Genomic DNA, 17,816 nt, shown 5'->3' with positions numbered 1-17,816 from the left:
CCTTAGAATACGGTGCAGAGCACTTCGCCGCCAACATTCTGGCTGCGCGCGCTTTGATCCGACATCACACCCTTGGGGGTGGAGACAATCGACACGCCAAGGCCCTGACGGACCACCGGAATGTCATTGACGCCCATGTAGACGCGGCGACCGGGCTTTGACACCCGCTTGAGCTCACGAATAACAGGTTCGCCCTCGTAGTACTTGAGGCTGATCTCGATGGCCGGATGACCGTCGACACCGGTGGTTTTCTCGAACCCCCGGATATAGCCCTCATCAGCCATCACTTCCAAAACGCGCTCGCGCAGTTTGGACGCAGGCGTGATCACGGTGGACTTGCCACGCATCTGGCTGTTGCGAATGCGGGTCAGCATATCTGCGATAGGATCGTTCATCTATGTGCCCTCCTTACCAGCTCGACTTGACCATGCCGGGGATCTGGCCCTGAGAGCCAAGATCCCGCAGCGCGATACGCGAGATTTTCAGTTTACGATAATAAGCATGCGGACGGCCTGTCAGCTGGCAGCGGTTGTGCAGACGCACAGCGCTGGAGTTGCGAGGCAGTTTCGCAAGCGCGAGGGACGCGCGAAAACGCTCTTCCATCGGCTTTTCCTGATCGTTGATGATCGCTTTCAGCGCGGCGCGCTTCTCGGCGTACTTCTTGACCAGGGCTTCACGCTTCTTTTCGCGTGCAATCATGGATTTCTTAGCCATATCTAATATCCTCCCGATCAGCTGTTGAAGGGCATGTTGAAAGCTTTCAACAGGCTCTTTGCTTCAGCGTCGGTTTGCGCCGTTGTGGCGATCACGATGTCCATGCCCCAAGTCTCGTCGACTTTATCAAAGTCGATTTCGGGGAACACGATGTGCTCTTTCATGCCCATGGCATAGTTGCCACGGCCATCGAAAGACTTGCCCGATACGCCGCGGAAGTCGCGGACGCGGGGCATTGCAATCGTAATCAGACGATCCAGAAATTCGTACATGCGGTCACCGCGCAGGGTCACTTTCGCGCCCAGCGGCATGTCCTCACGTACCCGGAAACCCGCGATGGATTTCTTGGCAACCGTGGTCAGCGCCTTCTGGCCGGCAATCGCGGTCAGGTCTTCCTGAGCGGATTTGGCTTTCTTGCTGTCACGCACGGCTTCGGCACCACAGCCAATGTTCAGGACAATTTTGTCCAGACGCGGGATTTGCATGTCGTTCTTGTAACCGAACTCTTCCTTCATCGCAGGACGGATGCTGTCCTTGTAGGAGGCTTTCAGACGGGGTGTATAATCAGCCATCAGATAACGTCTCCCGTTGTCTTGGCAAAACGGACTTTCTTGTCGCCGTCCATTTTGAAACCGACGCGGGTCGGCTTGCCGTTGGCATCTTTCATTGCGAGATTTGACAGATCGATCGGCATCGCCTTGGGGATGCGACCGCCCTGGCTTTCCTGGCTCTGACGGGTGGCGCGGATGGCGATGTTGATGCCGTCCACGATGGCCTTGCCGGATTTCGGGTCAACAGAAGAAATCGTGCCTTCCTTGCCCTTGTCCTTGCCGGCCAGAACGATGACCGTGTCACCTTTTTTCAGTTTGGCAGCCATGATTACAGCACCTCCGGAGCGAGCGAGATGATTTTCATGAAGTTCTTGCCGCGCAACTCGCGCACAACCGGGCCAAAGATACGTGTACCGATGGGCTCATTGTTGTTGTTGAGAATAACCGCAGCGTTGCGGTCAAAGCGGATGGCGGTGCCATCTTCGCGACGTACTTCCTTGGCGGTACGTACAACGACGGCCTTGCGCACGTCGCCTTTTTTCACGCGGCCGCGTGGGATGGCTTCCTTGACCGAGACAACGATGATGTCGCCCACGGATGCGTACTTACGCTTGGAACCCCCCAGGACCTTGATGCACTGAACACGGCGCGCGCCGCTGTTGTCAGCAACATCCAGGTTGGTCTGCATCTGGATCATTTGGTTTCTCCCGACCTTTGGGGGGCCGATGCATGGCCATGTCCCCAGGGTTTCGATTTAGCGGTAGGTGCTTTAGGCCTCAGCGGCTTCCAGCACTTCCCAACGTTTGGTCTTTGATTTTGGTGCACATTCAATGATGCGGACGCTGTCCCCAACCTTGAACGTATTCTTCTCATCGTGGGCCCGGTACTTCTTGGACTTACGGATGGTCTTTTTCAGAACCGGATGCGTGAAACGGCGTTCCACGGAAACGGTGACTGTCTGTTCGTTCGCGTCGGAGGTCACGACGCCGGACAAGATACGCTTGGGCATTTTGTGCTCTCCTTATTCGGTTGCGGCTGCGGCAGCAGCCTTCTGGTTCAACACGGTCTTTACACGGGCCGCGTCGCGCTTGACGCTGCGCAGACGCGCAGGGTTCTCAAGCTGACCGGTGGCCTGCTGAAAACGCAGGTTGAAGGCTTCTTTCTTCAGGGTCACAAGCTCGTCCCGAAGCTGGTCGGGCGTCTTGTCATGCAGTTCGCTGGCTTTCATGGCCATCTTCCTTTCAACATCACCGGCAGGCCGCATACATGCGTGACCCGAATCCCGGTGGAGGGGGTGAAGTGCGCCGTATAGGAGGGTTGACGACATCACGCAACCCCCTTGTGGGGAATTGCAACGGCCAAGGAAACAAAGGCGGAAACCTGCTTTGATTGCACCATACCGACTGGCACCGAACCACCTTGCCCAACCACCACCACAAGTTGCATGATGGGCCATGACCAGCTTGCTCCCTAGATCACCCGCAGCCACGCTGCTCATGATCCTTTTCGCGGCAACACCGCTGCGCGCAGAAAACTGGATCGCAGCCACCACGGCCAACAACATTCATTGCGAAGTGGGCGACAACCCAGCACGCGCCAGTCTGGTCTGTCATATCAAAAGGCGCTCGGGTCCCCTGCCCGCTGCCCGGCCCGCCGACTGCGCATTCACCTGGGGCCATGGCTATTTCATCACAGACACCGGCCCCGTGCGCATGCTCTGCATGGAAAGCTGGACCCACAACTGGCCAGGCAATGGCAAATTCAAACCCGGTACGTCATCAGGGTTCGGCGACATCACCTGTGACGCCACGCGCAACACACTGAAATGCAGCAATGCAGACGGGCATGGATTCTTTTTGTCGCGTCGTTCACAGCAGATTTTCTAGATTTATCTTTAAATCGCCCCGAAATTGACGCTCTTTAGCATCATAGACTAGTGTTGAAGCAAGCAATCCTGTTTTGAAAGGCCAATCTCATGGGCCCATTCGCACTCTTGGCAATCATTGGTTTCGGGGCCCTGGCCTTCGCCATTGGCGGGGACTCTGATGAGCCAGAATTGGACCCTTCGGAAGAGCCTGACGAACCCGCACCCGATCTTTCTGCAGAACCGACACCGCCGGATCCGGAAGGTATGGTGCTCGGCAGTAATGCCGATGACAGCTTCACCGCCGCGAACAGTGATGTGCCGCACTACTTTGATCTCCAGAATGGCAACGACTCGGTGGCTGCGGGCTCCGGGGATGACACGATTGTCGCCATGGGGGACGGGGCCGACACGCTGAACGGCGGCGGGGGCGACGACCTGATTTTTGCCGGTGACGAATTTAACGACATCTTCGGCGGCGAAGGCGATGACACAATCGTCAATGGCGACGGCGGCGCGCGTGTCCTTGCCGATACGGAAGGGGCCAATCTGATCTACGGCGGCAGCAGCAATGAAAACTTCAGCGTCTCCGGCGAGAGCACAGTTTACGGTGGCGGCGGCCTTGACAGCTATGTTCTGCACCTCAACACCGACGCTGAATCAGTTGGGGAGATACATGGATTTGACCCGCCCAACAGCGCGCTGAACCGTATCGTCGTTAATGTTCAGGGGGAAGCACAGGGCCCGCTCAACCTGCAAGACCGTGCTGATGCTTCTGGGGTCGACATCTACTATGGAGACATCCTGCTGACCACGATATTCGGCGCGGCCGCATCTGACATCGCGGATGCTGAGGTGATCATCGAGACCAATGGCGGTACTTTGACTGGCACGGATGGCGATGAATTCATCCAAACCTCAGACTTCGCCGAAACCGTGATGGCCGGCGCGGGAGACGACTATATTTCAGGAGGCACCAACCTGAATACCGGACCTGACCTGCTGGACGGCGGGGAAGGCAACGATACGATCATCGCCACAGGTACCAGCAACAACATGTACAGCGATGGCGCGGGGGGCATTGGCACCATTGATCAGCCCAATAGGATGCTGGGAGGCGCGGGCGATGATCTTTTGGTGTCGAACTACGGGAATGTCATGACCGGCGGCGAAGGTGCGGACACCTTCGCGCTTGATCGTACCAGTTCCACAAGCGTGTCCGAAATCACGGACTTTGATCCAGCCGAAGACATCATTTTTATCGACGATCCTTCAGGCGGTGACGACGTGCCCACAGGGGTCGAAATCAACGTCTGGAGCGATGGCAACGGCGCCAATCTCATTGTGAACGACGTTCTCGTCGCCCGTATCACCGGAGGCCAGAATTTGACTGTCGCGGACATTCGATTGGCAAACCCCAGCATTGGTGTTGAATTGTTGGGCTTTCACTGAGGCGTTTCGAATTTGACGTGAGACATTTCTCATGCTTTTCGCGGTCGCCCTAAGGGTAATTCAGCGCAGCAGCGATCCAACGTTAAGTCGAAACGCAATAAGGTCGGTTGATCTGGCGGTCCGGGGCGCTTGGCGCTAAAGACCACCCATGCCCGATATCAAATCTCTCTTCGTTACCCGCCTTTACCACGCCGCGCTGTCGGATCACGCGCCCGCCATTAACGCGGATGAGCTTGAGGCCTCGTGCTATTCCATCGCCGAAGACGATGAGGCAGGCCAGCAATGGTCGATCGACAACGGCTATCCCGGCTATACCTCCTATGCCTCGCTGGACGATCTGCCCTATAGGTTCCCGATCTTTGCCGATCTGGTCAAAACGCTCGATGCGCATGTTGCGGCCTTTGCCGCCGATCTTGCCCTGGATCTGGGCGACAGGCACCTCAAGCTCGACAGCCTGTGGATCAACATCCTGCCCGAAGGCGGCATCCACACCGGCCACATTCACCCCCATTCGGTGATCTCCGGCACCACCTATGTCGCCATGCCCGACGGCGCGAGCGCGATCAAATTCGAAGACCCCCGGCTGCCCATGATGATGGCCGCCCCGGGCCGCACCAAAGAGGCCCCCGAAGACCGCCGCGCTTTTGCCTATGTCGCACCGGGCGTCGGCGATGTCCTGCTCTGGGAAAGCTGGCTGCGCCACGAGGTGCCGATGAACATGTCCGAAGACGACCGCCTGTCGGTCTCTTTTAACTACAACTGGGGCTGACGCCAGATGCCCGGCCCCCTGAATGGTACCCGGCCATGCTGCGCCTGATCGTCTCTGGCAGCTTCTTCGTGCTCTGGGGTGTGGTACTGGACTATGCGCTGCTGATCGCACGGGACGCAGACCTCATGCTGATAGCCGCCATCGCACTGGCGATAAGCACCCTGATGTTTCGCCGCCGCCTGCGCAACTGGCGCGCAGACAAACAGCGGATCATCCTTGACGGCTCAAACGTGATGTATTGGGACAACGAAACACCCAGCCTTGGTCCGGTAAAGCTGACGCTGAACCGATTGGCCGCGGAAGGCTACTCAGTGGGCGTAGTCTTTGACGCCAATGCGGGCTACAAGCTTTATGGCGCTTATCGCGGCCCGGACGCTCTGGCGCGCAGGCTCAAGATCTCCTCGGACCGGGTGATGATCGCCCCCAAGGGCACCCCGGCCGACCCGCTGATCCTCAAGGCTGCATCAGACATGAACGCCCGCGTGGTGACCAACGACCGTTACCGCGACTGGGTTTCGGACTATCCGGCAATAAACAAACCCGGCTTCCTGATCCCGGGCAGCTACCGCGACGGCGCAATCCACCTGCGCATGCCCCAGGAAAAAGGACGCAAAGCCGCATGAGTGACCCGTTGCGTGACGTACCGCTGGCCGACCTGACCGTCGACAGCACCAAGCGCCCTGACCGGCCCCGGTTCGCGCAGGCAGACGACGCACAGCGCGGGCCCGGTCGCCACCTTGCCGCCATCCACCGCCACTACCTGATGGATCTGTCGCGCATCGCACAGGTCCTGCATCGGATCAAAGCCGGGGATGCACCGCCCGCGGAACTGGTCCAAATCGTGCTTAATGCTGAAATGGCGCAGAACTTCCGCGCCTTTGGCACGCTATGCGGGCAGGAATGCCATGTGCTGACCATGCACCACAATATCGAGGAACAGTCGATCTTTCCCCAACTCCACGCCCGGGGATCAGACGCCATGCGCGCCGTAGTGGACCGCCTGCGGGCCGAACACAAAGTCGTGCACGAACTTCTCGAAAGACTGGCCGCCGTTTCCCACACGCTTACAGCCACCCCCGACGCGGCCACCTTTGGCGAGGCGACCGCGATTTTCGAGCAATTGGTCAAGGTCGTGAAATCACACTTTCACTACGAGGAAACTGCCCTCGAAGAAGCGCTGGGGGTCTACGGCGTCATGGTGTGAAAACCACTCCCGGTCAGGCCTTCTTGGCCGCCTCTTCCAGTGCCTTGACGGCAGCCTTCTCTTCCTTGGTCAGCTTATTGCCCCACTGGTTGTTGCTGAGCCCCAACCCTTCGGGCATCGGCTTGGTCTTGCCCTTCTTCACCTCGCCACCCTTGTCGAGAAAGGCTTGGATCAGATCTTCATCGGTGGTGGGCTTGGGGACTTGTTTCATGGGGGGTATCCTTTTTGCCTTGGCGGAACGACAGTGCGCATCACGGATGGTAAAGACGGGCAGACCCAAAGGCCAGAGCGATCACCAAAAGCTGAGCATCGCCGGTCGGTGAATGGCGATCTGACGGGTTCGCTATGCCATTTTATTTGCGCAACTCTATGATCCTCAGGGACGCAGCACCCAGCTTCACAAAATCCTCACGCAGTGGTGTACACATTGCCCACCCTACCCACAGGCCCGGATCGCAATCTCGCCCGACACAAAAACGAAAGCCCCCGCTGATCTCTCAGCAGGGGCCCTCAATCTCTCAAGCATCGACGGGCACGAACACCCGGCGTAGGGCGGGGTTTACCCCGCCACTTACCAATCTTCTCTGACAACAACCCGCGTCTTGATCGGCAGTTTCATCGCCGCCAGACGCAGCGCTTCACGCGCAATGTCATCGTTCACACCGTCGATCTCGAACATGATCCGGCCAGGTTTGACCTTGGCCGCCCAGAAATCCACGGAACCTTTACCCTTACCCATACGCACTTCGACGGGCTTGGAGGTCACGGGCACATCCGGGAAGATGCGGATCCAGACACGGCCCTGACGCTTCATGTGACGCGTCATGGCACGACGTGCCGCTTCGATCTGACGCGCTGTGACGCGTTCAGGCTGCAGTGCTTTCAACCCGTAGGTGCCGAAGTTCAGGTCAGACCCGCCCTTCGCCAGACCCTTGATAGAGCCTTTGAACTGCTTGCGGAATTTCGTCCGTTTTGGCTGTAGCATGATCTACTCCTTAACGCCGACCGCCTGCACCGCGAGGTGCCGGGCCGTCCTGAAGTTCCTGGTGCTTGCGATCACGTGCGGCAGGATCATGTTCCATGATCTCGCCTTTGAAGATCCATGTCTTGATACCGATGATGCCATAGGCAGTCTCGGCTTCGACATGGGCGTAATCAATATCCGCACGCAGGGTGTGCAAGGGCACGCGACCTTCGCGGTACCACTCGGTGCGCGCAATCTCTGCGCCACCCAGACGTCCCGCAAGGTTCACACGAATGCCCAGGGCACCCATGCGCATGGCGTTCTGCACGGCACGCTTCATGGCGCGACGGAAAGACACCCGGCGCTCCAGCTGCTGTGCGATGCTCTCACCCACCAGTGCGGCATCCAGCTCGGGCTTGCGAACCTCAACGATGTTGAGGTGCAACTCGCTCGAGGTCATCTTGGCAATCTTCTGACGCAGACCTTCGATGTCTGCACCCTTCTTGCCGATGATGACTCCGGGGCGGGCTGTGTGGATCGTGACGCGGCACTTCTTGTGCGGACGCTCGATGATCACACGGGCCACACCGGCCTGCTTGCACTCTTCCTTGATGAAGGCGCGGATGGCGATGTCTTCCAGCAACAGATCACCATAATCCTTGGTGTCTGCATACCAGCGGCTGTCCCAGGTGCGGTTGACCTGCAGGCGCATGCCGATCGGGTTGACTTTGTTACCCATTATGCTTGCTCCTCAACTTGACGCACGACGATGGTGACTTCGGCAAACGGCTTCATGATCTTGCCAAACCGGCCACGGGCACGTGGACGACCACGCTTCATGGTCAGGTTCTTGCCGACATAAGCCTCTGCAACGATCAATTCGTCGACGTCGAGGTTGTGGTTGTTCTCGGCATTGGCAATCGCGGACTGAAGACACTTCTTCACATCCTGCGCGATCCGCTTTTTGCTGAAGGTGAGGTCCGTCAGGGCCTTGTCCACCTTCTTGCCACGGATCAGACCAGCAACGAGGTTCAGTTTCTGCGGCGACGTTTTCAGCATGCGCAGCTTGGCGCGTGCCTCATTGTCCGCCACGCGGCGCGGGTTCTTATCCTTGCTCATTTGCGCTTCGCCTTCTTATCGGCAGCGTGACCGTAATAGGTCCGGGTCGGTGAATACTCACCGAACTTCTGACCGATCATTTCTTCGCTGACGTTGACGGGGATGTGCTTGTGGCCGTTGTAAACGCCAAAAGTCAGACCCACAAACTGCGGCAGGATCGTGGAACGGCGCGACCAGATCTTGATCACTTCGTTACGACCGCTCTCGCGCGACGCTTCTGCCTTCTTGAGGACATAGCTGTCAACAAAAGGGCCTTTCCATACGGAACGAGACATATCTAACGCCCCTTCTTCTTGGCGTGCCGCGAGCGGATGATCAGCTTGCTGGACGCTTTGTTCTTGTTACGGGTCTTGGCACCCTTGGTTGGCTTGCCCCACGGGGAAACCGGGTGACGACCACCAGAGGTCCGGCCTTCACCACCACCGTGCGGGTGATCGATCGGGTTCATCACCACACCACGCACAGACGGGCGAATGCCCTTGTGACGCATGCGGCCCGCTTTGCCGTAGTTCTGGTTCGAATTGTCGGGGTTGGACACGGCACCAACGGTGGCCATGCATTCCTGACGCACGAGACGCAGCTCGCCACTGCTCAGACGGATCTGAGCATAACCACCGTCACGGCCCACGAACTGGGCGTAAGTACCGGCGGCACGGGCGATCTGACCCCCCTTGCCGGGCTTCATCTCGATGTTGTGGATGATCGTCCCGATGGGCATGCCAGAGAACGGCATCGCGTTGCCCGGCTTGATGTCGACCTTCGCACCGGCGATGACCTTGTCACCGACGGCCAGACGCTGCGGCGCCAGGATATAGGCCTGCTCACCATCTTCATACTGGATCAGCGCAATAAACGCGGTCCGGTTCGGGTCATATTCGATGCGGGCGACAACAGCGGACATGTCCATCTTGTTGCGCTTGAAATCAACGATACGGTAAAGGCGCTTTGCCCCACCGCCTTTGCGACGCATTGTGATCCGTCCGGTGTTGTTCCGTCCGCCATTCTTGGTCAGGCCCTCTGTAAGGGACTTGACCGGGCGGCCTTTCCAAAGCTCCGAACGGTCGATCAGCACCAGCCCACGCTGGCCCGGCGTCGTCGGTTTATACGACTTGAGTGCCATGTTTGCTTTCTTCCGTTAGCTATGTAGCGCCAGCACGTGGCTGGCTATGTTATAGGCCCCCGTAGGTGCCCGGTTTGGTGCGCCCAAGCCGGGCTGAAGCCCGACCTACGCCGCATATCCGGGATGCCGGAAACCCCCGACCGTCCCGCTGAGCGTAGGCCGGGGTTCACCCCGGCAATCGCCCAAAACAAACGCCCCGGACGAATCCGGGGCCTTGCCGATGGGGTCGTTTAGGGTGTGGGGCGGGTAGGGTCAAGGCAAATGGCCCGCATATTTGCGCAGTTTTCTAACGCAGTGGATATATGACCGGTAATTCTTGCTGCATTGAAGGGCGGTACGGCGGCTTTGCGGACAAACCGCGCTTTCTCTGGACTTGCGCCGATGACCGCTTTGCAATGGACGGACATTTAAACCAAAGTGAGAGCAAGGGTTCGGAGCTGGCAAACCGGATAAGGCGACGGGACAATATGAAACGACCCAAGACACAGTATGCGAAGTGCGGTGAACTGAATATCGCCTACCAAGTTTTTGGAGATGGACCATTTGATTTGCTGTTCGCACTTGGTTGGCTGACAAACGTCGAGTACGGGTGGGAAAGTCCTGACTACTCGCGTTTCCTGAAAAAACTTGGCCAACGGGCACGTGTTATTGTGTTTGATAAACGCGGTACCGGTATGTCTGATCGAGACGTCGGTGTTGCCACACTGGAGCAACGGTCCGAAGACATCAATGCCGTGCTGGATGCGGTTGGCTCAGAACGCGCAGTTTTGTTTGGCGTGTCGGAAGGCGGCGCGATGTCATCGGTGTTTGCGGCGACATTTCCGGAGCGCGTTAGTCATTTGATATTGAATGGCAGCAGATCAAAGTACCAGTGGGCGGAAGACTATCCTTATGGGCTCCAAAAAGACGAGGCCGAAGCGGAGATTGCCGGTTTCATAGAGAATTGGGGGGAACCTTTCGCTCTGTTAAGCGGTGCGCCGAGTATATCGAAAGATCACTCTGCTGCGGAGTGGTACGCTGCTTATTTGCGTTACTCAGCTAGCCCTCGTACTGCTGAGAATTTTACCCGTATGAATTATCAAATAGACTACCGCGATATCCTGCAAACTATCCAAGTGCCGACCATGATATTGCACCGTGAAGACGATCAATGGTGTCCAATTTTCCATGCGCGATATCTTGCAGCCAACATTCCAAAAGCCGAATTGCGAGTTATCCCCGGAGATGATCATATCGTATGGTATGGCGATCAGGATCGGCTAATCGCCGAGATTGAGCAATTTGTGAGTGGTGAGACTTCCAGTTCATCTTACACCAGAGCTCTGAGAACAGTCATGTTTCTCGACATCGTCGGGTCGACAAATCACCTTGCTGCTATGGGTGATGACAGGTGGAAGAGCATTCTTGAACAGCTTGACTTCAATGTAGATCGTAGGATCGCTTCGTTTGACGGTATCAGGATCAAACATACAGGCGACGGTTATCTGATTTCCTTCAGTGGGCCAACGAGAGCCATCGAATGCGCAAAAATGATCAGCGAAGATGTCCAGCGGCTGGGTTTGCAATGCCAGATAGGGGTACACACGGGTGAATGCGAACTACGTGGCGAAGACCTGAGCGGCCTCGCAGTTCATATTGCCGCGAGAATAATGTCGGAGGCAGAACCACAAACCATTATGTGCTCACAAACCGTAAAAGACTTGGTCGTCGGTTCCGGCCTTGAATTTGTCGCACTGGGGAGTCGCGAGTTGAAGGGCGTTCCCGGAGAATGGGTTATGTATGAAGTCAAATAGTGACTACCACGGCAATGCCATAACGTAGACTTTCGAATTTCCCGCCCCGAGTTGCAAAATGGGCTCAAAATGGACTTCTACACATTCAGACTGAACTCAACGTCAAGGGCAAAGCACGTCGGACAGCGACATCCCGCGTCACGCCTGTAGCGTGCATTAATGATTGCCGCGCATTTGGTGCGACAGGGCTGGCGCTTTGGCTGTGACCTGCCCCCCGAAACTTCCCTCACTTTGATGTAGAGTTTGCTCAACCTTTCGAAGGAGCAAACAGATGCGAAAGAGCCGGTTTAGCGAAGCCCAGATTATCGGGATGATCAAAGAGCAGGAAGCAGGGATGCCGACTGCGGATGTGTGCCGCAAGCACGGTCTCAGCCAAGGGACATTCTACAAGTTCAAGGCACAGTATGGCGGCATGGAAGTATCGGATGCGGCGAAGCTGCGTGCGATCACTGACGAGAACGCGAAGCTGAAGCGTTTGTTGGCCGATACAATGCTGGACAACGTCGTGCTGAAGGATTTGCTGGGAAAGAACTGACGACACCGAACATGCGACGGGCTGCAGCACGCAAAGCGATGCGGGATCATGACATCTCGCAACGTCGGGCGTGCAGGCTTGTTGGTGTCGATCCCAAGACCGTCCGGCGCGACAAACTGCCGGATAATCCTGAAGTTCGCAAAGAGATGAAGGCGATTGCCAATAAACGCCGCCGGTTTGGTTGTCGGCGGATTGGTGTGATGCTTGAACGCGAAGGCATGATCATGAACCACAAGAAGCTGTATCGCCTGTACACAGAAGAAAAGCTGGGCGTCAGGCGACGCCGAGGGAGAAAACGGGCGCGCGGATCGCGCACGCCGATGCCAGTGGCGCTACGGCCGGGCCAGCGCTGGTCGTTGGACTTTCTGTCAGACACGTTTGGTACGTCGCGCAAGTTCCGCATTTTGGCAGTGAATGATGATTGCTGTCGTGAGAACCTGTGCCTCATGGCCGATACCAGCATCTCTGGTGCGCGTGTCGCCCGTGAATTGGATGCGCTTGTTCGGATCTACGGCAAACCCGCCAGCATTGTCAGCGATAACGGGACCGAGTTCACAAGTCGTGCCATCCTGAAATGGGCGAATGAGAACGATGTCGAGTGGCACTACATCGATCCGGGAAAGCCGCAGCAGAACGCCTTCATTGAGTCATTCAACGGCAGCCTACGCGACGAGTTGCTGAACGAAGAATGGTTCGACAGCCTGGACGATGCCCGCCGCAAGTTGGCGCTTTGGCGGTACGATTACAATCACGTCAGACCGCACTCATCACTGGAAAACCAAACACCCGCTGAAGCGCGTCGAGCGCATGAGCAATTTGAGGGCTCCGCGCACGACGCGCTTGCCCAAACTGACGACGAAGAATATGAAAAACAAACCCGCAAACTCTCATTATAACTGAGGGAGCCTTGGGGGGCAGGTCAGCTGGCGTCGCGTGTTACACTCATGTGGCAAGTGTTTGGCCACCCCAATGTGGCATCAGCCAATATCGGGAGCGCCTTTCCGCGGGCAGACACCGCCTCGCTTGTGGTGATCAGGGAAAAAGAGCCGCCAAAGCCCTCGGATGCATTCATCGGTCCGCGCACCACCGCACGCCCCGTTAACCCGGCCCGGCACCGCAAAAACACCGACGCAATACCGACGTCATACCGACGCGATACCGCATCGCCCTTTACCTTGTTAACAAGGCGTTTCCCTCTGATTCGGGCTCCTCGCCGAAACGCGGCATTAACCACTTTTTCACCACAAACGAAAAAGGGCGCGCCCTGCGGCACGCCCTTCCCCAAATCTCTGAAACAGGCTTACGCCAGTTTGATGTTCGTCGCGCTCTCGCGGCCGTCACGGCCCGCTTCGATGTCGAAGGTCACCTTCTGATCATCGGACAGACCGGTCAGACCGGCTTGCTCAACGGCAGAGATGTGCACGAACACGTCCTTGGCACCCCCATCGGGAGCGACAAAACCAAAACCTTTAGTGGTGTTGAACCATTTTACAGTACCTGAAGCCATTATCGTATTCCTTATTTTCTGCCCGCGGAATGCGGCAGGTCGGCTAAGTCATTTTCAAGATCGAAAGACTGAGCCGTGAAGGAGCAGTAATGCCGATAGAGGTAACGTTGCCTGTACCCTCTGCGCCTTTGCGCGACAGATAGCAAGCACTCAAATCCAAAGACGTAGGGTTAAGCGACCCCCCGCCGCTCAAGTGCCCTTACCCCAACAAAAAAAGGCCCCCCGCATGCGCGGAGGGCCCTCATCAATGCTATTCGGGACGGAATTACAGGCCGGTCGACACGTCGATCGTGTTGCCTTCCTCAAGCGTCACATAGGCCTTCTTGACGTCTTTCCGCTTGCCGATCTGGCCGCGGAAACGCTTGACCTTGCCTTTGGTGATGGTCGTGTTCACGGCCTTCACCTTGACCCCAAAGAGCGCCTCTACGGCCTCTTTGATCATCGGCTTGTTGCTGTCCATCGCCACTTCGAAAACAACCGCGTTGGCCTCGGAGGCCATGGTCGCTTTTTCGGTGATGATCGGCTTGCGGATCACGTCATAGTGGTTTGCTGCAGCACTCATTTCAGGCGAGCCTCCAATGCTTCGACACCAGCCTTCGTGATCACCAGAGTGTCACGCTTGAGGATGTCATAGACGTTTGCGCCCATCGTCGGCAGGATATCCAGACCTTCGATGTTGCGCGCGGCTTGGGCGAATGTTTCATCCACGGATGCACCGTCGATGACCAATGCGCGCTTCCAGCCCAAGTCTTTGACTTGCTTGGCCAAAGCGGCGGTTTTGCCCTCGGATGCGGCGGCGTCGATGATGACCAGTTCGCCCGCTTTTGCCTTGGCGGACAGCGCGTGGCGCAGCCCCAGCTTGCGGAACTTCTTGGTCAGTTCGTGACCGTGCGACCGCGGGGTCGGGCCCTTGTAGATACCACCCTTGCGGAAGATCGGAGCCGACCGCGCGCCGTGGCGTGCGCCGCCGGTGCCCTTCTGGCGATAGATCTTCTTGGTTGAGTAGCTGACCTCGGACCGTGTCTTGACCTTGTGCGTGCCCTGCTGCGCGTTGTTACGCTGCCAGCGCACGACGCGGTGCAGGATGTCGGCACGCGGCTCAAGACCAAAGAGGGCCTCGTCCAGGTCTACCGAACCGGCTTTGCCGCCGTCGAGTTTGATGACATCGAGTTTCATGCGTCACCTTCTTTCTTGTCTTCGTCAGAAGCTTCGGGTGTTGCACCCTCTTCCGCGATTTCTGCTTCGGCTGCTTTCAGCTGCTCTGCTTCGGCGGCGGCCTGCTCTTCTGCAAGACGCTGTGCTTCTGCTTCGGCCTCTGCGGCAGCAGCGGCGGCGGCTTCTTCGGCGGCTTTTGCGGCTTCCGCAGCAGCGGATGCCAGTGCAGCCGGGACTATGGCATTGTCAGGGAACGGCTTTTTCACAGCGTCCTTCACCGTGACCCATCCGCCCTTGGAACCTGGAACAGCGCCTTTGACCATGATCAGGCCACGGTCGCTGTCGGTCTTGACGACTTCAAGGTTCTGGGTGGTAACACGCGCCGCACCCATGTGACCGGCCATCTTCTTGCCTTTGAAGACTTTGCCAGGATCCTGACACTGACCGGTGGAGCCATGCGAACGGTGAGAGATCGACACACCGTGCGAGGCCCGCAAACCGCCAAAGTTATGCCGCTTCATCGCACCGGCAAAACCCTTACCGATAGAGGTACCGGCAACGTCCACGTACTGACCGGCAAAGTAGTGATCGGCAATGATCTCTTCGCCCACGGGCAGCATGGCGTCCGCGTCCACGCGGAATTCCGCGACCTTGCGCTTGGGTTCCACCTTTGCCGCAGCAAAGTGCCCCCGCATGGCCTGCGATGTCCGCTTGGCCTTGGCTGTGCCGGCACCAAGCTGAACGGCGTTGTAGCCGTGCTGCTCTGTCGTGCGTTGGGCCACAACCTGAAGCTTGTCGAGTTGAAGAACGGTCACAGGGATCTGCTTGCCGTCTTCGAGGAAAAGGCGGGTCATCCCGACCTTCTTTGCAATAACGCCTGAGCGCAACATGATCTTGCCCTCCCTTACGATTGCAGTTTGATTTCGACGTCCACACCAGCGGCGAGGTCGAGCTTCATCAGCGCGTCCACGGTCTGGGGGGTCGGATCGACGATATCCAGCAGACGCTTGTGCGTCCGGATTTCCCACTGGTCGCGGGACTTCTTGTCTACGTGGGGACCACGCAGAACGGTGAATTTCTCGATCTTGTTGGGCAGTGGAATGGGTCCACGTACCGAAGCGCCTGTGCGCTTGGCGGTGTTGACGATTTCCTGTGTGGAGGCATCAAGCACCCGGTAGTCAAACGCCTTGAGGCGAATGCGGATGTTCTGGCTAGCTGCGGCCATGTGCATATCCCTTAGATTTGGGATTTCAACGGATTGGAGGGGGGTGGCTCATCCGCCCGCCTCGTCGCGTCGTATAATGAAGCGACCCGCGTGAATCACGCGGGTCGGCTGTGGGGGTGCTATAGCGGGGGTTGGTGGAGGTGGCAAGGGGGTGTCGAAATCAAAAAGGCTCCACTTCGACGCTTACCTGAACTACCAGACGCAATTCAGAATTGTTCTTACTGCGAGATGAAACCTTGAGGAAAAGAGGAATGGGCAGACTCCTAAAATCGCCTTGGTTTTGCTCGATGCAACAAGAAGATTGTTACCACCGAGGAAAATCACCTGATCACCCAGCGAGTAGGGTATCTCGTTAGACCGAATGATCGAGATGTTCGAAAGCAGAGTATTTGCGCTCTCGGACCAAGATTGATCCAAGTCAAGATTCACCCGTTGGCCGAGTGCATCTAGGAAAACCCGCCGATAGCCCCGCTCGCCCTTTTCAACTACCAAAGGCTGAACGTGGCTTGGATATGGTGCCTCATCAGGACTCTCAAACGCTCCAATTACGTATATCAAATGACGCCATCATTGCTTGAATCACTGTGTACCTAGGATTGTAGTGCACAAGTTTTTCCTTGGATAGAACCATGTTATCCCGGTTGAGAATTGCATTATATGTGTTCGGAACAAATACTCGAACTATGTCGCCCTCCGCGACCTCGAAGCCTGAATTCAAACAAAACTCTACCCTCCGAGCGGCTTCTGCTGGATTTGCCAGCATTCCATCAATAACTTGCTTATGAACCTTGTGTTGGAGCAATCTACAAAAGTGTTCACTCGGCTGCTTTCGAAGCACTCGCAGTTGCTCTTCTCTATCTAGGCTCACAAAACTGCGAAGGACCTCCAAGAAGTCATCGTAGCCCAAACGATAGTCCTTGTAGCTCTTGGAAGGCAGATGGCTGAGAAAACCATATTTGACGCCGCCGTTATCTGGTATAGATCCCCACTGAAAGCTTTGCCGGTTTTTTTCGAGGAAACTGGACTTCATCACTACAAGGATTGATCCAACTGGTGAAAAAGGGGCTGACATTGGGAAGCCAATATCAAAAAACTCGTGACCACCTCTCGACCGGGTTCGCGTCAGATTGCACTTGAGTGCGAAAATCTTCGCCAATATCGTTGGCCGGCTCAGGGTGACAATTTTTGAAATCACTTGCTTTTGTGGGCCTTGTCGAAATGTTCAACAAAAGTTTTCTGCTGGCCACTCAGTATCTTAACGGCTTCATCGTGGAAGCGAATGTAGTCAACTTCACTGTCGCTCGACGATAGGCTTCGTTCCAACTCAAACTTTGACTTGAGTGTGCGCAATTGGCCAGATGTTGCTACGTTTTGCTTGAACCGCGCTTCAAACCCAAAACTGTCGGATATTTCTGTACCAAGCGCAGTAAGTGAGGTGCAGACAATCGCGGCAATATTGAGATAGAACTTAGCCGCGTTGTCATTTCCGATTGCTGCTAAGAGTGCCACGAACAAAACGGCTAGCACTCCTGAGAATATTCGAAGCAACTTCATCGAATTCATCAAGACAAGAGATCTGCGACGCTTTTTCTCGCTACTAGCGATTCTTTCTGACAGAAATCCTATGATTGTGTCTGCGGGCGAAACATTTTGTGACATCACGTTAATCCCTTGGCATCATTTTCCACTAGTCACGCAAACGTCCAGTGCGGTCAACCCGTTGTCATATTCACTTACTAATACAAGAGGCCGCTCCTTTCGGAGCGGCCTTCTCTTTGTCTCAACCGGGTGCTGCGGCAGGAGGTCTCGTGACATTCCATGCAGGAATGCACTGCCACCCCGTG

The 17,816-nt window shown here is 56.6% G+C and carries 27 protein-coding genes; 7 read left to right on the top strand and 20 right to left on the bottom strand.

Annotation, left to right across the window (positions count from 1 at the left end; translation table 11 throughout):
• Nucleotides 1–2: 2 nt before the first annotated feature.
• From rpsH to rpmC, 7 genes are all read right to left on the bottom strand, one after another.
• Nucleotides 3–395, bottom strand: a complete 393-nt coding sequence (gene rpsH / locus H9Q16_RS18865) for a 30S ribosomal protein S8 (protein ID WP_191077025.1) — start codon at nucleotides 393–395, stop codon at nucleotides 3–5.
• 13 nt (nucleotides 396–408) lie between these two features.
• Nucleotides 409–714 (bottom strand): 30S ribosomal protein S14, encoded by a 306-nt coding sequence (gene rpsN, locus H9Q16_RS18860; RefSeq protein ID WP_191077024.1) that lies wholly within the window; start codon nucleotides 712–714, stop codon nucleotides 409–411.
• A gap of 17 nt (nucleotides 715–731) precedes the next feature.
• Complete coding sequence (gene rplE / locus H9Q16_RS18855) at nucleotides 732–1,286, bottom strand: 50S ribosomal protein L5 (RefSeq protein WP_191077023.1); 555 nt, start codon at nucleotides 1,284–1,286, stop codon at nucleotides 732–734.
• Nucleotides 1,286–1,591, bottom strand: coding sequence for a 50S ribosomal protein L24 (gene rplX / locus H9Q16_RS18850; RefSeq protein WP_191077022.1), 306 nt, complete (start codon nucleotides 1,589–1,591; stop codon nucleotides 1,286–1,288). Before rplX ends, rplE begins: the two co-directional genes overlap by 1 nt.
• A gap of 2 nt (nucleotides 1,592–1,593) precedes the next feature.
• The gene (gene rplN / locus H9Q16_RS18845) at nucleotides 1,594–1,962 is read right to left on the bottom strand and encodes a 50S ribosomal protein L14 (protein ID WP_039523372.1); all 369 of its coding nucleotides are present in this window, start codon (nucleotides 1,960–1,962) and stop codon (nucleotides 1,594–1,596) included.
• Nucleotides 1,963–2,034: 72 nt separating this feature from the next.
• On the bottom strand, nucleotides 2,035–2,274 hold the full coding sequence (gene rpsQ, locus H9Q16_RS18840) for a 30S ribosomal protein S17 (protein ID WP_191077021.1): 240 nt from the start codon (nucleotides 2,272–2,274) through the stop codon (nucleotides 2,035–2,037).
• Between the two features lie 12 nt (nucleotides 2,275–2,286).
• Entirely contained in the window at nucleotides 2,287–2,493 is a 207-nt protein-coding gene (rpmC, locus tag H9Q16_RS18835; RefSeq protein WP_191077020.1) for a 50S ribosomal protein L29, read from the bottom strand.
• 226 nt (nucleotides 2,494–2,719) lie between these two features.
• Here rpmC and H9Q16_RS18830 point away from each other — a divergent pair, with 226 nt between their 5' ends.
• The 5 genes from H9Q16_RS18830 to H9Q16_RS18810 all read left to right on the top strand — a co-directional run bounded on the left by H9Q16_RS18830 (nucleotide 2,720) and on the right by H9Q16_RS18810 (nucleotide 6,554).
• On the top strand, nucleotides 2,720–3,151 hold the full coding sequence (locus tag H9Q16_RS18830) for a hypothetical protein (protein WP_191077019.1): 432 nt from the start codon (nucleotides 2,720–2,722) through the stop codon (nucleotides 3,149–3,151).
• Between the two features lie 89 nt (nucleotides 3,152–3,240).
• Nucleotides 3,241–4,581 (top strand): calcium-binding protein, encoded by a 1,341-nt coding sequence (locus tag H9Q16_RS18825; protein ID WP_191077018.1) that lies wholly within the window; start codon nucleotides 3,241–3,243, stop codon nucleotides 4,579–4,581.
• A gap of 148 nt (nucleotides 4,582–4,729) precedes the next feature.
• On the top strand, nucleotides 4,730–5,350 hold the full coding sequence (locus tag H9Q16_RS18820) for a TIGR02466 family protein (RefSeq protein WP_191077017.1): 621 nt from the start codon (nucleotides 4,730–4,732) through the stop codon (nucleotides 5,348–5,350).
• A gap of 35 nt (nucleotides 5,351–5,385) precedes the next feature.
• Nucleotides 5,386–5,973: an NYN domain-containing protein gene (locus H9Q16_RS18815; protein WP_246455867.1), complete on the top strand. Its 588-nt coding sequence runs from the start codon at nucleotides 5,386–5,388 to the stop codon at nucleotides 5,971–5,973.
• On the top strand, nucleotides 5,970–6,554 hold the full coding sequence (locus H9Q16_RS18810) for a hemerythrin domain-containing protein (protein WP_191077016.1): 585 nt from the start codon (nucleotides 5,970–5,972) through the stop codon (nucleotides 6,552–6,554). The genes H9Q16_RS18815 and H9Q16_RS18810 overlap by 4 nt, the downstream gene beginning before the upstream one ends.
• Nucleotides 6,555–6,567: 13 nt before the next feature.
• Here H9Q16_RS18810 and H9Q16_RS18805 read toward each other — a convergent pair whose 3' ends face one another.
• From H9Q16_RS18805 to rplB, 6 genes are all read right to left on the bottom strand, one after another.
• On the bottom strand, nucleotides 6,568–6,765 hold the full coding sequence (locus H9Q16_RS18805; protein WP_191077015.1) for a hypothetical protein: 198 nt from the start codon (nucleotides 6,763–6,765) through the stop codon (nucleotides 6,568–6,570).
• A 360-nt stretch (nucleotides 6,766–7,125) separates the two neighbouring features.
• Nucleotides 7,126–7,539 carry a 50S ribosomal protein L16 gene (gene rplP, locus H9Q16_RS18800; RefSeq protein WP_025048094.1) on the bottom strand — a complete coding sequence of 138 codons (414 nt, stop codon included), beginning with the start codon at nucleotides 7,537–7,539 and terminating at the stop codon, nucleotides 7,126–7,128.
• 10 nt (nucleotides 7,540–7,549) lie between these two features.
• Nucleotides 7,550–8,257, bottom strand: coding sequence for a 30S ribosomal protein S3 (rpsC, locus tag H9Q16_RS18795; RefSeq protein ID WP_191077014.1), 708 nt, complete (start codon nucleotides 8,255–8,257; stop codon nucleotides 7,550–7,552).
• Nucleotides 8,257–8,637: a 50S ribosomal protein L22 gene (gene rplV, locus H9Q16_RS18790; RefSeq protein ID WP_191077013.1), complete on the bottom strand. Its 381-nt coding sequence runs from the start codon at nucleotides 8,635–8,637 to the stop codon at nucleotides 8,257–8,259. The genes rpsC and rplV overlap by 1 nt, the downstream gene beginning before the upstream one ends.
• Entirely contained in the window at nucleotides 8,634–8,912 is a 279-nt protein-coding gene (rpsS, locus tag H9Q16_RS18785) for a 30S ribosomal protein S19 (protein ID WP_025059469.1), read from the bottom strand. The genes rplV and rpsS overlap by 4 nt, the downstream gene beginning before the upstream one ends.
• Before the next feature lie 2 nt (nucleotides 8,913–8,914).
• Nucleotides 8,915–9,757, bottom strand: coding sequence for a 50S ribosomal protein L2 (gene rplB, locus H9Q16_RS18780; RefSeq protein ID WP_191077012.1), 843 nt, complete (start codon nucleotides 9,755–9,757; stop codon nucleotides 8,915–8,917).
• 302 nt (nucleotides 9,758–10,059) lie between these two features.
• Between rplB and H9Q16_RS18775 the strand changes: the two genes are divergently transcribed.
• Nucleotides 10,060–11,550 (top strand): adenylate/guanylate cyclase domain-containing protein, encoded by a 1,491-nt coding sequence (locus tag H9Q16_RS18775; protein ID WP_216859503.1) that lies wholly within the window; start codon nucleotides 10,060–10,062, stop codon nucleotides 11,548–11,550.
• 271 nt (nucleotides 11,551–11,821) lie between these two features.
• Nucleotides 11,822–12,981, top strand: a protein-coding gene (locus H9Q16_RS18770; protein WP_191077011.1) for an IS3 family transposase whose coding sequence is annotated in 2 segments (ribosomal slippage) — nucleotides 11,822–12,071 and nucleotides 12,071–12,981 — 1,161 coding nt in all. Because the reading frame shifts where the segments join, the coding sequence is not laid out codon by codon here.
• Nucleotides 12,982–13,385: 404 nt separating this feature from the next.
• Here H9Q16_RS18770 and H9Q16_RS18765 read toward each other — a convergent pair.
• From H9Q16_RS18765 to H9Q16_RS18735, 7 genes are all read right to left on the bottom strand, one after another.
• Entirely contained in the window at nucleotides 13,386–13,592 is a 207-nt protein-coding gene (locus tag H9Q16_RS18765; protein WP_191077010.1) for a cold-shock protein, read from the bottom strand.
• Nucleotides 13,593–13,857: 265 nt separating this feature from the next.
• Nucleotides 13,858–14,154, bottom strand: a complete 297-nt coding sequence (locus H9Q16_RS18760) for a 50S ribosomal protein L23 (RefSeq protein ID WP_191077009.1) — start codon at nucleotides 14,152–14,154, stop codon at nucleotides 13,858–13,860.
• Complete coding sequence (gene rplD, locus H9Q16_RS18755; protein WP_191077008.1) at nucleotides 14,151–14,768, bottom strand: 50S ribosomal protein L4; 618 nt, start codon at nucleotides 14,766–14,768, stop codon at nucleotides 14,151–14,153. Before rplD ends, H9Q16_RS18760 begins: the two co-directional genes overlap by 4 nt.
• Nucleotides 14,765–15,637, bottom strand: a complete 873-nt coding sequence (gene rplC / locus H9Q16_RS18750; protein ID WP_191077007.1) for a 50S ribosomal protein L3 — start codon at nucleotides 15,635–15,637, stop codon at nucleotides 14,765–14,767. The genes rplD and rplC overlap by 4 nt, the downstream gene beginning before the upstream one ends.
• A 14-nt stretch (nucleotides 15,638–15,651) precedes the next feature.
• Nucleotides 15,652–15,972, bottom strand: coding sequence for a 30S ribosomal protein S10 (rpsJ, locus tag H9Q16_RS18745; RefSeq protein ID WP_191077006.1), 321 nt, complete (start codon nucleotides 15,970–15,972; stop codon nucleotides 15,652–15,654).
• Between the two features lie 532 nt (nucleotides 15,973–16,504).
• Complete coding sequence (locus tag H9Q16_RS18740) at nucleotides 16,505–17,128, bottom strand: hypothetical protein (protein ID WP_191077005.1); 624 nt, start codon at nucleotides 17,126–17,128, stop codon at nucleotides 16,505–16,507.
• A gap of 35 nt (nucleotides 17,129–17,163) precedes the next feature.
• Complete coding sequence (locus H9Q16_RS18735; protein WP_191077004.1) at nucleotides 17,164–17,631, bottom strand: hypothetical protein; 468 nt, start codon at nucleotides 17,629–17,631, stop codon at nucleotides 17,164–17,166.
• Between the last annotated feature and the right edge of the window lie 185 nt (nucleotides 17,632–17,816).

The sequence above is a fragment of the Sulfitobacter aestuariivivens genome, assembly GCF_014763045.1.
In the GTDB taxonomy this organism is placed as follows: domain Bacteria; phylum Pseudomonadota; class Alphaproteobacteria; order Rhodobacterales; family Rhodobacteraceae; genus Sulfitobacter; species Sulfitobacter aestuariivivens.
Note: the sequence above shows the minus strand (reverse complement) of the source record. Positions and strands in the feature narration are given on the sequence as shown.

Bases quoted from the DNA above. Each gene is read 5' to 3' on its own strand.
- rplV (WP_191077013.1), bottom strand. From the start codon at position 8,637: ATGAGCAAGGATAAGAACCCGCGCCGCGTGGCGGACAATGAGGCACGC.
- H9Q16_RS18775 (WP_216859503.1), top strand. From the start codon at position 10,060: ATGACCGGTAATTCTTGCTGCATTGAAGGGCGGTACGGCGGCTTTGCG.
- rpsQ (WP_191077021.1), bottom strand. From the start codon at position 2,274: ATGCCCAAGCGTATCTTGTCCGGCGTCGTGACCTCCGACGCGAACGAA.
- rplX (WP_191077022.1), bottom strand. From the start codon at position 1,591: ATGGCTGCCAAACTGAAAAAAGGTGACACGGTCATCGTTCTGGCCGGC.
- rplC (WP_191077007.1), bottom strand. From the start codon at position 15,637: ATGTTGCGCTCAGGCGTTATTGCAAAGAAGGTCGGGATGACCCGCCTT.
- rpsC (WP_191077014.1), bottom strand. From the start codon at position 8,257: ATGGGTAACAAAGTCAACCCGATCGGCATGCGCCTGCAGGTCAACCGC.
- H9Q16_RS18810 (WP_191077016.1), top strand. From the start codon at position 5,970: ATGAGTGACCCGTTGCGTGACGTACCGCTGGCCGACCTGACCGTCGAC.
- rplN (WP_039523372.1), bottom strand. From the start codon at position 1,962: ATGATCCAGATGCAGACCAACCTGGATGTTGCTGACAACAGCGGCGCG.
- rplP (WP_025048094.1), bottom strand. From the start codon at position 7,539: ATGCTACAGCCAAAACGGACGAAATTCCGCAAGCAGTTCAAAGGCTCT.
- rpsH (WP_191077025.1), bottom strand. From the start codon at position 395: ATGAACGATCCTATCGCAGATATGCTGACCCGCATTCGCAACAGCCAG.
- rplD (WP_191077008.1), bottom strand. From the start codon at position 14,768: ATGAAACTCGATGTCATCAAACTCGACGGCGGCAAAGCCGGTTCGGTA.
- H9Q16_RS18825 (WP_191077018.1), top strand. From the start codon at position 3,241: ATGGGCCCATTCGCACTCTTGGCAATCATTGGTTTCGGGGCCCTGGCC.
- rpmC (WP_191077020.1), bottom strand. From the start codon at position 2,493: ATGAAAGCCAGCGAACTGCATGACAAGACGCCCGACCAGCTTCGGGAC.
- H9Q16_RS18735 (WP_191077004.1), bottom strand. From the start codon at position 17,631: ATGTCACAAAATGTTTCGCCCGCAGACACAATCATAGGATTTCTGTCA.
- H9Q16_RS18760 (WP_191077009.1), bottom strand. From the start codon at position 14,154: ATGAGTGCTGCAGCAAACCACTATGACGTGATCCGCAAGCCGATCATC.
- rpsN (WP_191077024.1), bottom strand. From the start codon at position 714: ATGGCTAAGAAATCCATGATTGCACGCGAAAAGAAGCGTGAAGCCCTG.
- H9Q16_RS18805 (WP_191077015.1), bottom strand. From the start codon at position 6,765: ATGAAACAAGTCCCCAAGCCCACCACCGATGAAGATCTGATCCAAGCC.
- H9Q16_RS18815 (WP_246455867.1), top strand. From the start codon at position 5,386: ATGCTGCGCCTGATCGTCTCTGGCAGCTTCTTCGTGCTCTGGGGTGTG.
- H9Q16_RS18820 (WP_191077017.1), top strand. From the start codon at position 4,730: ATGCCCGATATCAAATCTCTCTTCGTTACCCGCCTTTACCACGCCGCG.
- rpsJ (WP_191077006.1), bottom strand. From the start codon at position 15,972: ATGGCCGCAGCTAGCCAGAACATCCGCATTCGCCTCAAGGCGTTTGAC.
- H9Q16_RS18830 (WP_191077019.1), top strand. From the start codon at position 2,720: ATGACCAGCTTGCTCCCTAGATCACCCGCAGCCACGCTGCTCATGATC.
- H9Q16_RS18765 (WP_191077010.1), bottom strand. From the start codon at position 13,592: ATGGCTTCAGGTACTGTAAAATGGTTCAACACCACTAAAGGTTTTGGT.
- rpsS (WP_025059469.1), bottom strand. From the start codon at position 8,912: ATGTCTCGTTCCGTATGGAAAGGCCCTTTTGTTGACAGCTATGTCCTC.
- rplE (WP_191077023.1), bottom strand. From the start codon at position 1,286: ATGGCTGATTATACACCCCGTCTGAAAGCCTCCTACAAGGACAGCATC.
- rplB (WP_191077012.1), bottom strand. From the start codon at position 9,757: ATGGCACTCAAGTCGTATAAACCGACGACGCCGGGCCAGCGTGGGCTG.